This window comes from Caballeronia sp. EK, from assembly GCF_014384845.1.
Classification (GTDB): domain Bacteria; phylum Pseudomonadota; class Gammaproteobacteria; order Burkholderiales; family Burkholderiaceae; genus Caballeronia; species Caballeronia jiangsuensis.
Window position 1 is genome coordinate 396,808 of record NZ_JACSUE010000007.1, and the last position, 15,061, is coordinate 411,868.

General features: G+C 63.2%; 10 protein-coding genes. 1 reads left to right on the forward strand and 9 read right to left on the reverse strand.

What is annotated here, in order from left to right:
• Positions 1-16: 16 nt before the first annotated feature.
• The 7 genes from IAG25_RS23220 to IAG25_RS23250 form a co-directional block, all read right to left on the reverse strand.
• Complete coding sequence (locus IAG25_RS23220; protein WP_187606937.1) at positions 17-1,036, reverse strand: hypothetical protein; 1,020 nt, start codon at positions 1,034-1,036, stop codon at positions 17-19.
• A complete protein-coding gene (locus IAG25_RS23225; protein ID WP_187606938.1) occupies positions 1,036-2,199 on the reverse strand; it encodes a glycosyltransferase family 4 protein in 1,164 nt (387 codons plus the stop codon). The genes IAG25_RS23220 and IAG25_RS23225 overlap by 1 nt, the downstream gene beginning before the upstream one ends.
• Positions 2,200-2,209: 10 nt before the next feature.
• On the reverse strand, positions 2,210-3,376 hold the full coding sequence (locus tag IAG25_RS23230; RefSeq protein WP_187606939.1) for a glycosyltransferase family 4 protein: 1,167 nt from the start codon (positions 3,374-3,376) through the stop codon (positions 2,210-2,212).
• On the reverse strand, positions 3,373-4,446 hold the full coding sequence (locus IAG25_RS23235) for an SDR family oxidoreductase (RefSeq protein ID WP_187606940.1): 1,074 nt from the start codon (positions 4,444-4,446) through the stop codon (positions 3,373-3,375). Before IAG25_RS23235 ends, IAG25_RS23230 begins: the two co-directional genes overlap by 4 nt.
• Positions 4,439-5,650 carry a glycosyltransferase family 4 protein gene (locus IAG25_RS23240; protein WP_035500332.1) on the reverse strand — a complete coding sequence of 404 codons (1,212 nt, stop codon included), beginning with the start codon at positions 5,648-5,650 and terminating at the stop codon, positions 4,439-4,441. Before IAG25_RS23240 ends, IAG25_RS23235 begins: the two co-directional genes overlap by 8 nt.
• Before the next feature lie 116 nt (positions 5,651-5,766).
• Positions 5,767-7,044 (reverse strand): Vi polysaccharide biosynthesis UDP-N-acetylglucosamine C-6 dehydrogenase TviB, encoded by a 1,278-nt coding sequence (tviB, locus tag IAG25_RS23245; protein WP_187606941.1) that lies wholly within the window; start codon positions 7,042-7,044, stop codon positions 5,767-5,769.
• Between the two features lie 94 nt (positions 7,045-7,138).
• On the reverse strand, positions 7,139-9,379 hold the full coding sequence (locus IAG25_RS23250) for a polysaccharide biosynthesis tyrosine autokinase (RefSeq protein WP_187606942.1): 2,241 nt from the start codon (positions 9,377-9,379) through the stop codon (positions 7,139-7,141).
• A gap of 782 nt (positions 9,380-10,161) precedes the next feature.
• Here IAG25_RS23250 and IAG25_RS23255 point away from each other — a divergent pair.
• Positions 10,162-11,292: an MraY family glycosyltransferase gene (locus IAG25_RS23255; RefSeq protein WP_187606943.1), complete on the forward strand. Its 1,131-nt coding sequence runs from the start codon at positions 10,162-10,164 to the stop codon at positions 11,290-11,292.
• Positions 11,293-11,681: 389 nt separating this feature from the next.
• On the opposite strand, the gene asnB is transcribed toward IAG25_RS23255, so the two are convergent.
• Complete coding sequence (gene asnB / locus IAG25_RS23260; protein ID WP_187606944.1) at positions 11,682-13,703, reverse strand: asparagine synthase (glutamine-hydrolyzing); 2,022 nt, start codon at positions 13,701-13,703, stop codon at positions 11,682-11,684.
• 46 nt (positions 13,704-13,749) lie between these two features.
• Positions 13,750-14,883: a glycosyltransferase family 4 protein gene (locus IAG25_RS23265; protein ID WP_187606945.1), complete on the reverse strand. Its 1,134-nt coding sequence runs from the start codon at positions 14,881-14,883 to the stop codon at positions 13,750-13,752.
• Positions 14,884-15,061 lie beyond the last annotated feature (178 nt).

The following is a 15,061-nucleotide window of genomic DNA, read 5'->3' on the forward strand; positions in this document are numbered from 1 at the left end:
CCTTGGGCGCGGGCTGTCATGGCACGAGCCTCAGGTTGGTGACGACGATCTTCGGTCCCGCCTTGTCGTAATCGATGCTCTCGACGGTGGAAAGCCGCGGGCTGACCCATGTCGGCGAATGGCTGGCGATCTGCCCGGATACCTTGCGCCCGTTCAGCTTGAGCGCCGACACCGCGAACGCCGCATCGCTCGCGCCTTCGTCGCGATGATTCGTGATGCCGATATCGATATGCTTGGGCATCGGCCCGACGATCTCCTCCAGCCAGACGATGATGCCGTACCGGCACTTGCGCGTCGTCGGATTGACGATGCGGATGTTCTCGAGAATGTCCGCATTGCTGTTCGGCTCCGCGTCCAGCCCCGCTTCAGGCTGCGTGCCGCCGATGTTCTCCCACAGCGGATTTTCGAACACGATATTGCGTCCGCTGATGATCGACACGCCCTGTCTGCGGCAGCGGTCCGCATGATGATTCACCACGCGAATGCCGCTGCTGTACTTGAATCCGACGTTGTAGCTGTTCGCGATATAGATGCCGTCGCCCCAGCATCCGACCGTCTTCGGCGAGATGAGCGTCACCTCGGTGCTGCCCGCGATCGAAAAGCCCATGCCGTGGCCGTTCTCGCGCAGCTCCGGCTTGGCGGCGTTCAGCTCCTTGCTGCCGTCGAGCACCGCGTTCTCGACGAGCACGTTGTTCACGTCCCAGATGCGGAAGATCGAATAGAACGACGTGTCGTGCGGCAACAGCTTGATCGACGCGCCCGGCGCGAAACGCACGTGACTGTTGCGACGCAGATCGAGCCCCTTCTCGTCGATGCGGCACCGGCCCGTGATCAACAGCGTCTGATCGACGGACCGGTCGATGGCCATTTGCAGCGCCACGCGATCATTGGTCTTGCCGTCGCCCTTCACGCCGAACGACTTGTCGGTGACGACGTCGCGCCGCTCGGCCGCGCGCGCGTTCAGGCCGAGCGCGCCCGAGCCGCCGGCCACGGCGCCCATCAGCAGCGAGTGGATCACGCGTCGCCGGTCGACCATTACGCTTTCTCTCCCGTGATCGTGCGTCGATAAGCCGTGCCCTTGCTTTCGTCGCCACGCGAGCGCGCGCCGAGTTGCGCGAAGATGGCGTCCCACTGGCGCAAAATCGCCGGCGACGAGTAGCGTTGCCGCACCGAAGCCGCCGCCTTGCGTCCGAGTTCGACGCGCAGCGCTTCGTCCGACATCACGCGGCGCAGCGCATCGATCAGCGCGGCCTTGTCGCCGGGCGGCACGAGCACGCCGTCCTGACCGTCGCGCGTCAGTTCGCGCGGGCCGCTCTTGCAGTCGAACGCGACGGTCGCAAGTCCGAGCGCCATGCCTTCGAGCATCGCCATCGGCAGGCCTTCATAACGCGACGACAGCACGAACGTATCCGAGCGCGCCATCTCCTCCCAGGGACTCGTGGTCTTGCCCGGCATCAGCACGCGTTCGCCCATCTGCAACTGCGCGACCTGCGCTTCGAGCACCGCGCGCTCCGGGCCTTCGCCCCAGATCCACAGGTCCCAGTCGGGAAACTCGGGCGCGAGCGTCGCGAACACATCGATCAACAAATCGAACTGCTTCTGCGTGTTCAGACGCCCAACCGCGACGAGCCGCTTGCGCGCGCTTTTCTCGACCGTTTCGGGCTGCAACAGCAACAACTCGTCCGGCAGCGGATTGGGCACCACTTCGATGCGCTTCACGCGCGGCACCATCTTTCTGAACGATGCCTCCATGTTGTCCGTGAGCAGCGTCAGCAGATCCGCGCTCGGATAGACGAAGCGGCACATCTGACTCATGAGCTGCGAGCGGCCATCGGCGGAAGGGTCGATGTGCTCGCACGCGATCACCGGAACGCCCAGCCCGCGCGTGGCGAGAATCGTCGTGATGTTCACGTTCGAGAGAAACGACACGACGACATCCGGCGCGCTCTCGCGGATCAGCCCGCGCAACGCCCGAAAGCGCGCGGGATATTGCAGCATGCGCGCGCCGGCCTTCACGCGATCGGCGAGAAAGATGCAGCGCACGTTTTCGGCGAGCGGATAGAAGCACGCGCCGCGGCCGCTGTACGTGATCACGAGCGTCACGGTATCGCCGCGTTGCGCCCATGCATTGACGAGCGAAGCCGCGACGCGCTCGGCGCCGCCGCTTCCCATCGAACTGACGACGAGCATGATTTTCATCGTCGGCTCCTCATCGTTCGACAACGGGCACGCGCAGGTCCGCGCGCAGCGGAACCTTCACGCCGGACTCTTCGAACACTTCCTGCCACAGCGCGATGGTCTTCGGCAGCGCGAAAGTGTCGTTGACCGAGGTCGCGCACAGCGCCATGCGATGACGCTCGGCGTCATCCCGCATCAGCGTTTCGAGCGACTTCGCGAGCGCATTGGAATCGCCGACGGGATTCACGAGCAGCCCGTTCATGCCGTGCGTGACGATCACGCGCGGCCCGGAATCGCAGTCGTAGCTCACGGCCGCGCAGCCGCTCGCCATCGCTTCGACGAGCGTCATCGAGAAGCCTTCGAAGTGCGAGCTCAGCACGTAGAGATCCGCGCGGTCGTACCAGTCCGCGACGTTGCCCGCGCGGCCCGGCAGGAACACGCGGCCATGCAGCTTCGCCTCTTCGACGCGCCGTTCGAGGCTCGCGCGCGCAAGACCTTCGCCGACGATCACGAGGTCCCATTGCGGCAGCGAGCCGGCGATTTTCCTGAACGCGTCGATGAGACTGTCGAAGCCCTTTTCCGGCGACAGCCGGCCGACCGCGAGCAGGACGCGACGCTCGTCACCGACGACGCTGCGCGGCTCGATCATCGGATTCGTTCTCGCGATCGGCAGCGTGAACGGCGGCGGAATCACTTTCACGTCGGTGCAGCGGCAATGCGTTTCGATCCATTCGCGGGTCTCGTCGGTGAGCGCGACGACCTTGTCCGCGAAGCGATACGTGAGAAGCCGCAGACGCTCCCAGAACGGCGTGAGCGGCGCTCTCGGCGGATGCGTGTGCTCGCTCGCGATGATCTTGTACGGCAAGCCGATGCCCGCGAGGACGGCGAGCACGTTGGCGGTCGCCATGACGCCGAGCGCGACCGTCGGCTTCGTCTCGCGCAGCACCTTGCGGAAGGCGAGCACGCGCTTCAGGTTCGACAGCGCCGTGCGCAGCACGCCGCCGCCTTCGACGCCGCCCGCAAGCCCCAGCTCGATGCGCTTCACGCCCGGATGGAACGGATAGACGTCGCCTTCACCGGCTGTCAGCGTGACGACGGTCACTTCCCAGCCGAGCGCCGCCCACTCGTTCGCGAGATTGGCGGTGACGCGCTCCGCGCCGCCGCCGTGCATCGAGTAGATGAAAACGACGATCTTCATGCGGTCCTCGTCGCCATTTCGGCTTCGGCCGGCTCGAGACGCCGCCCGGAAAGGAAGCGGATGTACCAGGGCATCGCGATCGCGAGACCGTCGGCGAGCGCAATGGCGTTCGCGTAGCCGAGCAACTGCGCGGCCTTGTCGACGTTGGCCTGCGAATGGCGCACGTCGCCAGCGCGAAACGGCGCGTACACCGGGCTGCCGTCGTTCAGCACGCCGTTCTCGGCGAGCACGCGCTTCAGGCCGTCATAGAGCTGATTGAGCGTCGTGCGATCGCCGACCGCGACGTTATAGACCTGGTTGCGCGCCTCGGCGTCCGACAGCGCCGCGAGGATGTTCATCTGCACGACGTTGTCGATGAAGCAGAAATCGCGGCTGGTTTCGCCGTCGCCGTTGATGGTCACCTGCTCGTCGTCGATGAGCGCGGCGGTCCACTTCGGAATCACGGCCGCATACGCGCCGTCCGGGTCCTGACGCTTGCCGAACACGTTGAAGTAACGCAGGCCGATGGCGTTCAGGCCATACGTGCGCGCGAATACCGATGCGTACAGTTCGTTGGCGTACTTCGTCACCGCGTAGGGCGAAAGCGGCTGGCCGATGCGATCCTCGACTTTCGGCAGGCCCGGATGATCGCCGTAGGTCGAGCTCGACGCCGCGTAGGTGAAGCTCTCCACCTTCGCGTCGCGCGCGGCGACCAGCATGTTCAGAAAGCCGCTGATGTTCACTTCGTGCGTCGTGATCGGGTCGTTCACCGAACGCGGCACCGAGCCGAGCGCCGCTTCGTGCAGCACGTGGGCGGCGCCCTTCACCGCGGCGCGGCAATCGTCGAGATTGCGGATGTCGCCTTCGATGAAGCTGAAACGGTCCCATTGCGCGGGCGTCACGAGCGAGCGCACTTCGTCCAGATTGCGCTGATGGCCCGTCGCGAAGTTGTCGAGCCCGACCACTTCCTGATCGAGCTTCAGGAGCGCTTCGAGCAGGTTCGAGCCGATGAACCCGGCGACGCCGGTGATCAGCCACTTGCGCGGCGTGCGCGTCAGTTGCTGGCGGATCGATTCGTAACGATCAGACATGAAAGTCTCCAAGATTACCGACGGGCGCGGCGTGTTCGCGGCGCTCGCCTTCTATCGCGATCGAGGGCACCAGCTCGCGATACACGGCCAGCGTCTTCTCGATGACGATGCGTTCGTCGAAATTCTTCAGTGCCTTTTCCCGCGCGGCGAGGCCCAGCTTTCTCGCGAGCGCGCGGTCGTCGTCGAGCTGGCGGATCGCGTCGGCGAGCGCGCCGGCATTGCGCACCGGCACCTGCAAGCCATCCACGCCCGACTCGCTGACCACTTCGCGACAACCCGGCGCATCCGTCGTGATCAGCGGCAACGCGCAACCGGCGGCCTCGATCAACGCTTTCGGCAAGCCTTCGCGATAGCTCGGCAGCACCATCACATCCACTTCGGCGAAGAGCTTCGGCATGTCGCTCACATGACCGAGCCATTCGACGAGCCCTTCCTTCACCCAGCCCTGCACCATCGCCGTGCTCACCGACGCCGGATTGCCGTCATCGGGCGAGCCCGCGAGGAGGAAGCGCACGGTGCGATTTTCGCGCCGCAGCATGCGCGCCGCCTCCACATATTCCTCGATGCCCTTGTCCCACACGAGCCGCGCCGCCAGCAGGATGCGCAGCGGCTTGACCGCGTCCTCGGGCGACTCCTCGCGCACCTTGAAGCGCGTCAGATCGACGCCCGATCCCTTGATGAGGCGGATCCCCTTCGACTCGACGATGCGCGCGGCTTCGAACAGCTTGATGTCGTCCGGATTCTGCAGGACGAGAATGCTGTCGCGGCCATTCAGCGCCGTGCGCATCACCTGGCGTACGACCGGCTTCAGGATACGCGCCTTGAGGTCGCGGCTCGTGAAGACGTAGCCCATGCCCGCGACCGCGTTCACGCGCGCGGGGACGCCGGCGAGCTTGCTCGCGAACGAGCCGTACACCGCGCTCTTGATCGTGAAGCCGTGCACGAGCTGCGGCTTTTCGCGCCGGAAGAAGCGCGCGAGCCACAGCACGAGCGCCAGTTCGCGAAGCGGATTCAGGCTGCGACGGTTCATCGGCACCGCGTGCCAGCGAAAACCGAGATCGCGCAGCTTCGGGCCGTATTCGCCGTCCGGTGATAACAGAATGACTTCGAAACCCGCATCGCGCAGTTTGCGAGCGAACGAAAGGCGAAAGTTAAATAGATACCAATCGGTGTTGGCGTACAGAACTACCTTGGGCATCTTCATTGCGAACTCCGAAGGTCCGGTTGACATCGCCGCGGGCAACCCCCGAATTTTCGGGAGCCGAACCGCGGCGATGTTGTGCGACGGCCTGCATCGGCTGAACCCGATGCCACCGAGCTTCAGAGACGCATGTCGCTCGCCTCGGCCGGCAGGATGTACTTGAGGTCGCACAGCACGTGCTTCGCCTTGCCGTAGGCGTGGATGCCGTCCGCGCCTTCATCGGCGAACTGGCGGTGCGCCACGGCGAGCACGATCGCGTCGTAGACGCCCTTCGCCGGCTGCTCGATCGGATCGATGCCGTACTCGTGATGTGCCTCTTCCTTCGACACCCACGGGTCGTACACGTCAACCTGGACGCCGTATTCCTTGAGGTCGGCGATGATGTCGACCACGCGCGTGTTACGCAGGTCCGGGCAGTTCTCCTTGAAGGTGAGGCCCATGATCAGCACGCGCGCGCCCGAGATGGCGATTTCGCGCTTGGTCATCGTCTTCACGAGTTGCGAGACGACGTAGTTGCCCATGCTGTCGTTCAGACGGCGCCCGGCGAGGATGATCTCCGGGTGATAGCCGATCGCCTGCGCCTTGTGCGTGAGGTAATACGGGTCCACGCCGATGCAGTGGCCGCCGACGAGGCCCGGGCGGAACGGGATGAAGTTCCACTTCGTGCCGGCCGCGAGCAGCACCGATTCGGTATCGATATTCATCTTGTTGAAGATGATCGAAAGTTCGTTGATGAGCGCGATGTTGACGTCGCGCTGCGTGTTCTCGATCACCTTGGCCGCTTCAGCGACGCGGATGCTGCTCGCCTTGTGCGTGCCCGCGGTGATGATCCCGCGATACAGCTCGTCGACGAAATCGGCCACTTCGGGCGTCGAGCCGGACGTGACCTTCTTGATGTCCGGCAGACGGTGCGACTTGTCGCCCGGATTGATCCGCTCCGGGCTGTAGCCGACGAAGAAGTCCTCGTTGAACTTCAGGCCCGACATCTTCTCGAGCACGGGCACGCATTCTTCCTCGGTCGCGCCGGGATAAACCGTCGATTCATAGATGACGACATCGCCCTTCTTCAGCACGCTGCCGATGGTCGTCGACGCACCGATCAGCGGCGAGAGGTCCGGACGCTTGTAGTGATCGATCGGCGTCGGCACGGTGGCGATGAAGACCGTGCAGTTGCGCAGATCTTCGACTTCGGCGCTGTACTGCATCAACGTCGCGGAGGCCAGCTCGGCATCGTCGACTTCGAGCGTCACATCGCGGCCTTCCTTCAGCGCGTTGATGCGCGCGCGGTTGATATCGAAGCCCACGACAGGATGACGCTTGCCAAATTCGACGGCTAGCGGCAGGCCGACATAACCCAGGCCCACGATGCCGAGTTTCAACTCTTGCGGCGAGAACATATTCACTTCTCCTCGTTATACGACTCAGGACGTTTATTTAGTACTACTTTTTGATTCGGGGTCCAGCACGAGTGTATGCCGGATAAGTCAGGCTCTAGCCTTCGTTGTCGGCCTTGTAGGCAGCGTAGGCGTAGCCGCCGTACTGACGCGCCTGGGCGTAGTTGCCGTAATGCACCTTGAAGCCGTTGAGCAGCACGCCGGTCACGCTTGCGCCCGACTGTTCAAGCCGCTTCACGGACTCCGAGATTTCCCCGGAGCGCGTATCCCCATAACGCGCAACCAGGAAGATCGAACCCGCGACGGGCGCCATGATCGCCGTGTCCGACACCGCCAGGATGGCCGGCGCGTCGAGCAGCACGATGTCGTAGTTCTCCGATGCGCGGCTCACCGATTCCGTGAACGCGTTCGACAGAAGCAGTTCGGCCGGGTCCGGCGGATAGAAGCCGCACTGCACGAAGTCGAGGTTGTTCAGCACCGAGCGATGCACGGTTTCTTCGAGCGTGCTGGAGCCGTTGACGATATCCACGAGCCCCTTGCCGCGCGGCAGGCCGAAGTACTGGTTCAGGTGGCCGCGGCGCAGGTCGCAATCGACGAGCAGCACGCGCTTGCCGCCGGCGGCAAGGAGCGTCGCCAGATTCGCCGACACAAACGACTTGCCGATACCCGGCAGCGGACCCGCCAGCATCACCACGTTGTTCGGCGCATCCATCAACGCATAGTGCAGGGACGAGCGCATCATGCGCAGGCCTTCCACGGCCGGGTCCGTCGGATATCGCGAGGCGAGCGCGAGCTGTTCCGGCCGCTTGTCGGCGATACGCTTCGCGAGTTCCTTCTGGCGTTCGCTGTCCGGAATGGTCGCGAATACCGAAAGACCCGTCTTCGATTCCAGTTCCTTCGGATCGAGCACGCCCTTGAACAGGAAGTCGCGAGCGAAAGCCAGCACGATGCCGATGAACAGTCCGATACCTGCCGCGATCACGAGCACCAGCGCCTTGACCGGCTTGACGGGACGCTCGGGCACTTCGGCGCGGTCGAGCAGTTCCACGGTCGGCACGCGGCCAGCCCGGATGAGGCGCATCGTTTCGATGTTGTTGCGCAACGCCGAATAGACATCGGTGCTCACACGCACGTCGCGTTGCAGGCGCAGCGCGCCCTGCTCGGCTGCCGGCATGGCCTTGACACGCGCCGCGAGGTCGTTGATGTACTTCTCGGTCGCCGCGATCTGCTGATCGATCACCACCACGCTCGGATGCGACGGCGAGAAGTGAACGGCCAGGTCGGAACGGCGGCGCTTCAGGTCGAGCAACTGCGCGTCCGCCTGCGAAGCCTGCTGCATGACGATGCGGCCTTCTTCGTCCGGATTGAACATCGTCCGGCTGTTGCGATACGCGTTGTAGTTGTCCTCGGCCGATTCCATCTGACGTTTGGCGTCGGGAAGCTGCTGCTCGAGGTATTCGAGCGACTTCTCGGCGTTGATCCCGCGACGATCGGCGTTCTGCCGGATGTACATCTGCGAGAGTTCGTTGATGGTCGCCGCGACGAGCACCGGGTCCTTGCCTTCCAGCGACGTGCTGATCACGCCCGACTTGTTGCCTTGCTCGGCGATCGTCAGCGAGTTCTGCAGGCGATTGATGGCCGACACGCGCGAATTGCGGGTGAGATCGAATTCGACGCCCTTTTCGCCATGAATGAAACCGACGAGCAGCGAGATCGGGCCTGCTTCAGTGTCGAAGCGCTGCACGGTGCCGGTCTGGCCGCCGACGCCCGTTTCGATGCCCGGGCCGCGAACCTGATACTGGCCGTTGCCGAGATAGCGCAGCGTGTATTCCTGGCCTTCGAACTTCTTCGGCACGTCGAACGCGGACACGTCGATCGATTCGGCGCCCCACGCGTAACCGCCGCGACCGAACAGACCCGGCGTGGACGTTTCGTCGGTGGTGCGCGCGATCATCCCGCCGATCAGCGGGAAGCGATGCGGCGCGGCTTGGATATACAGCTTGAGCGCATCGACGACGGGACCGAGCACGAACTTCGAGCCGATGACCTGGATCTCGCCTTCGGCCGTCGCCCGCTGGTCGAACATCGAGGCCGCGGTCCTCACCATGTCGCGTGAGTCGGTCGGCGGCGCGCTGCTCGAGTCGTCGACCCGAACGAGCATGCCTGCCTGATAAATCGGCGCGGAGAAATACGCGTACACCACCCCGATGCTGAAGACGACCGCCACGGTCGTCGCGATCATCTTCCAGTGACGGCCCAGCGTTTCGAGAATCGACGTGAGCTCGATCTCTTTGTCGGTCTCGGCCGTTACGGCTGACGCCTGATTTTTAACTTTCATGGAACGTCTCGTTACAGGCTCTTATGGGACCGGCGCGCGGTATGCGCACCGGATGCGGATCGAAACACTTGCAGCGCACCCAAAAGGGCGCAAACACCATTTCCTTATTCTTGAATTCAGGCCGGCATTCAGGGCCGTTAATATCCCGCCCCGGCATTGCAGTCGTATTGAAACACACGACTCAAAAAAAGAGAAATTCCCACAGACGATTTTTGTTGTTTATCGAACCTTTCAACGCGGCCGAGTGTTCTATAACCCACTTTTAAGAATTTATTGAGTATGCGGGCCATTTGAGCAAATCGAAAATTATCACAACGGGTCTTGTTGTATGCGCGGCACCGCACATATAATTGCTTTTAATCGAACTGCTAATTTTATGAAGAAAGCCGGTTTAGCCGGGGTTCGATTTCCGGACATTTTTTCGCCTACCGGTGGGGCTCCTTCCGGCCTATGCTAGGCATAGAGACAGCCCTAGGCGCTCCCTCCGTGGCAAAACGTACCGACCCTCCAAAAATCTGCGTGCGAAGGTGGGCTTGCGCACCGACTATGCACGATTCTTTTAAAACGGATTTTAAGTCCTTTATATGAAAATCGTGTTTTTATGGGATATTAAAATCGCGTTTGTATGAATAATCGGGGGAAGTCCCAATATAATCCCGGTAGGCTCGGTTTCACACATTAAAGCGCCATAAATGCGTGGACAATGACAGGGGTTGTACCTACCATACGCTTTCGGGTTTTGATATTCGAAAAGAGATGCGCCCTCTTCGTGAGTGAAAAAAATGTTAAACCTTGCGCTTGGCTTCATCAGTTCTTTCTGCATGACGCTACTTATAGTTCGATTCGCGGGGCGCTACGGGGCGCTCTCCCTGGATCATGATTTGAACGGGGTTCAGAAGAATCATTCTCATCCGGTCCCCAGGATCGGCGGCATCGCATTGATGGTCGCGGCTTGCGTGACCTTTCCCATCGCCGCGATTTTCGGGGGAAATCCTCGCGACGAATCCCTGCTGCTGCTGCTCTGCGCGGCGCCGGCATTCGGAAGTGGCGTAATCGAGGATTTGACGAAGCGCGTCAGCGTCCGTGCGCGGCTTCTGAGTGCGATGCTGGCGGCGCTCCTCGGCGCGTTTCTGCTCAACGGCGTGGTAGGCCGTGTGGATCTGCCGCTCGTCGATCCGATTCTTTCCGTCGCGCCCATCGCGATCGGCCTGACGGTGCTGGCGGTCGCGGGGCTCACCAACGCTGTCAATATCATCGATGGTTTCAACGGACTCGCTGCGGTCGTGTCGATTCTGATCTTCGGCTCGATCGGTTATGTCGCACATGAAGTCGGCGATCTGCTCGTGATGAGCACCGCGCTCACGATGATCGGCGCGATCGGCGGCTTCGCGATCTGGAATTATCCGGCTGCGTCGATTTTCCTCGGTGACGGCGGTGCGTACTTCATCGGCTTCACGATCGCGGAGCTGCTCGTGCTGCTGGTCGCCCGGCACCCGACCGTCTGCGCGTGGTATGCGATGGTCGTCGCGATCTATCCGCTCTTCGAAACGCTGTTCTCGATCTACCGCCGCAGGATCGTGCGCGGCCGGCCGGTCGGCGCGCCTGACGGCATCCACCTGCATACGCTGATCTTCAAGCGGATCGTACGCAAAGGAAGCGATCCGCGACAGCGCCAGCGCAGAAACGCGCGCACGTCGCCGTATCTGTGGGTGCTGAGCATGATCGGCATCGTGCCGGCCTCGCTCTTCTGGCACAACCCGGTGGTGCTCGCGGTGACCGCGGCCGTGTTCGTCGTCGCGTACGTCTGGCTGTACACCGCGATCGTGCGGTTCAAGACGCCGCGCTGGCTCGTGGGCAGCAGACAGGCCGTCGTTCCCGCCGCCGTGCCCGAGCAGACGACGCATCACAAGTAAATCGAAGTCACGCGATTCCGGCGCGATGTGCGCCGGAGATGGCAGAAAGGCGAAAGGCCCTGGTCGATACAACCGGGGCCTTTTTGCTTTGGGCTTTGGGCTTTGGGCTTTGGGCTTTGGGCTTTGGGCTTTGGGCTTTGGGCTTTGGGCTTTGGGCTTTGGGCTTTGGGCTTGCCGTCATGTGCCTTTATCGCTTCGGGCCGGCCGTCATGAGTCGCGCATCGGCATACTCTCTCCGCGCATATTCAACCGCCGTGAAACGCGATACGACTACGGCGCGTCGATCATCGCACCAGTCTGCGCGCAAATAAAAAGGCCCTGGTCCGGTAGACCAGGGCCTTTCGTTATAAACATCGTCATGAGCGGCGCGTGAACGCCCCCCGGCGATATCAGCCTGCCATGCCGGCGAGATCCGCCGTGGGGGACGTGAAGAGCGGGATCGACGAAGCGTTCTGATGCTCGAGCCACTGCTGGAACATCAGCACGTTCCAAAGCTGCCGATGCCAGTTCTGCTCGCCCGACAGATGCTGTTGCCATTTCGCCCGCACCATCTCCGGATCGAAGAAGCCCTCGCGACGCAGCCGCGATTCGTCGAGCAGCGCTTCAGCCCAGTCGCGCAGCTCGCCGCGCAGCCAGTGCGTGATCGGCACGCCGAAACCCTGCTTGGGCCGCTCGATCATCGCGCGCGGCACATGACGATAGAGCACCTGGCGCAGCGCCCATTTGGTTTGCCCGTCGCGCACCTTCATCGATTGCGGCAGGCGCCACGCGAACTCCACGACGCGATGATCGAGGAACGGCACGCGCGTTTCGAGCGAGACGCCCATCGCGGCGCGATCGACCTTCGTGAGAATGTCGTCGGGAAGATAGGTGATCATGTCGAGCGCCATCATGCGCTGCACGTCGTCGAGGCCGGTGAAAGCGGGCGCGTTGCCGGTCATCAGCGTGGGCGGCTGATGACCGCCGATCACGAGCGCCGCCGGGTCGTTCCATTGCGACATCAGATGCAGATACACCTCGTCGCGCGACTGGCACGACAGCAATTGCGCGCCCTTGTGCAGCTTGTCGCCGACTTTCACGCCGCGCAGGGACGACGGCAGTATCGGTTCCATCAGCCCGGCCATGCTGTTCCAGCGCTTCGGCGAAATCCCGACGATGCCCGATGCCGCCAGCTTGCGCAACGACGCCGGCAGCACCGTCATCTTGTCCCACATGTCCGGCGCGGTGCGGTAGCGCTGATAGCCGCAGAAGAGCTCGTCGCCGGCGTCGCCGGACAGCGACACCGTCACGTGTTGCCGGGCGAGTTGCGAGACGAGGAACGTCGGGATCTGCGATGAATCCGCGAACGGTTCGTCATAGAGTTCGGGCAGACGCGGAATGACATCGAGCGCTTCACGCGCCGTCACGTACAGCTCGGTATGTTCGGTGCCGAGATGCGCGGAGACTGCCTTCGCGAGCTTTGCTTCGTCGAAGTCGCTTTCGTTGAAGCCGATCGTGAAGGTCTTCACCGGACGCGACGACTGCTTCTGCATCAGTGCGACGATCGTCGACGAATCCACGCCGCCCGAGAGAAACGCGCCGAGCGGCACGTCGGAGAGCATCTGCTGGCGGATCGCATCGCTGAGCAAGTGCTCCAGCTCTTCGACGGCGTCCTCGGCAGTGCCCGCAAAACCGCGCGCGGCGCCGTTGACGGCCGCCTCGACGCCCGACCAGTACGCCCAGATGCGCGGCTCACGCCGTTCGAGCGACACGGTGAGCATCTTGCCCGGTTCGAGCTTGTAGATGCCTTCGAAGATGGAATACGGCGCGGGCACGCAGCCGTGGCGAATCTGCAGCGTCAGCGCGCCGCGATCGACGTTGTTCTCGAACGCGGGATGCTCGCGCAGCCCTTTGAGTTCGGAACCGAACACGAACGCGGCTTCTTCGCCCTGCCCCTGCCACCCGTAATAAAGGGGCTTTTCTCCGATCCGGTCGCGCGCAAGCGTGAGCTGGCATTCCTGCCGGTCCCACACGGCGAACGCGAACATGCCGACCGCGCGCTCGATGGTCGCCTGAATGCCCCATGCATCGAAGCCGGCCATCAATGTTTCGGTATCCGAACTTCCGCGCCAGAAGGGCGCACGCTGCGTGTCTTCGAGTTCCTCACGCAGATCGAGATGGTTATAGATCTCGCCATTGAAGACGATGACATAACGGCCGCTGCCCGACGACATCGGCTGATGCCCCGCCGCCGAGAGATCCAGAATCGCCAGCCGGCGATGACCGAGCGCGATGCCGCGCAGATCATCGGTCCAGTCGCCCGCGTCGTCGGGTCCGCGATAGGCGATGGCAAGCGCCATCTTCCGGACCGTTGTCTTCGAGTCGCCCGGGCCGATGCCGCGACCACCCAGAAAGCCGACGATACCGCACATGTTCGTTCTCCTTCAGATGCGGCCAGAGGCCACGCTTATGCGATGCTCACTTTTCTTGGACGAGCCGCAGGTAGATATCTTCGAAACGCTCGCGCGCGCGCATCATCGTGAATTCGGCGTGGATGCGCGCCTTCGCCATCTGGCCGAGACGGATACGCTCGTCGGGCGTCATGTCGACGACGCGGGACAGTCCGGCCGCGAGCGCGTCGGTGTTTTCCTTCGCGACGACCACGCCCGTGTTGGCGACGAGCATGGCCGCATCGCCGACGTCGGTGACGACGCATGGCAGCGCCATCGCCATCGCCTCGCCGACCACGTTCGGGAAGCCTTCCGTGCGCGACGAGAGACAGAACACGTCCATCGCCGACAGACACGCGGGCACGTCGCGCCGCTCGCCGAGCAACACGAAGCGCGACGCAAATCCCGTCTTCGCGATCCACTCCGCGAGCTCGCGATTGTTCGCGTCGAGATCGCGGCCGACCATCATGAAGCGCACGTCGGGATGGCGCGCGGCCAGCATGCCCGCCGCGCGCACGAAATTCTCATGATCCTTCACCGGGTGGAAGCGGCCGAGAATGCCGACCACGACCGTGCCGTCCTCGAATCCGCATTGCTGGCGGATCGCGGCGCGTTGCTCGGGCGTCGCGGAAAGGCGCGCGACATCGAACCCGTTCGGCACGACCATCATGCGGCTCGCGTCATAACCGACCGACACGTGCGCCCGGCGCGATGCCTCGGCCGCGCACACGATCGCCTGCGGCACGGAGTACGACAGCCACGCGCAGATCTTGCGCAACAGCACGGTCACGCGCGAGCCGCCCGATTTCACGTCGGTGGTGCGCACGCCCCACACGATGCGCTTGTGCGCCGCGAGCCGTCCCGCAAGTCCGCCGAGAAAGTCGGCGTGGTACATCCACGTCTGAATGATGTCGGGGCGCACCTTGCGAATCAGCTTCACGAGGTGCCACAACGCGCGCGGAAAGCCGAGCGGCGAACGCATGCCGAGGCTATGCACGTCGATGCCGCGAGCGGCCAGTTCTTCACCGACCTTGCCGGTCGTCGTGAGCGAGCAGACGACGTGACGAAACCGCGGATCTTCGATGTGCGACTCGATGAGGCGCTGAAGCATGCGTTCAGCGCCGTCCGCATTGAGCGCAACGATGACATGGAGAAGCTTCATGGTCCCGGCTGCCGTTTTTCTGCGATGGGCCCGTCTCCAGGCAACCGGCGCGCGCGCTGCTGGCGGAGATGCTGGTGCTGACGGGTGTGTTTTATGGCGATGGGCTGCCTCGCCGGATGACCTGTGTGACGCGCGCGCAAAATATTGCCCGATGCGGCTTCCAGTCTCCGATGAGTCA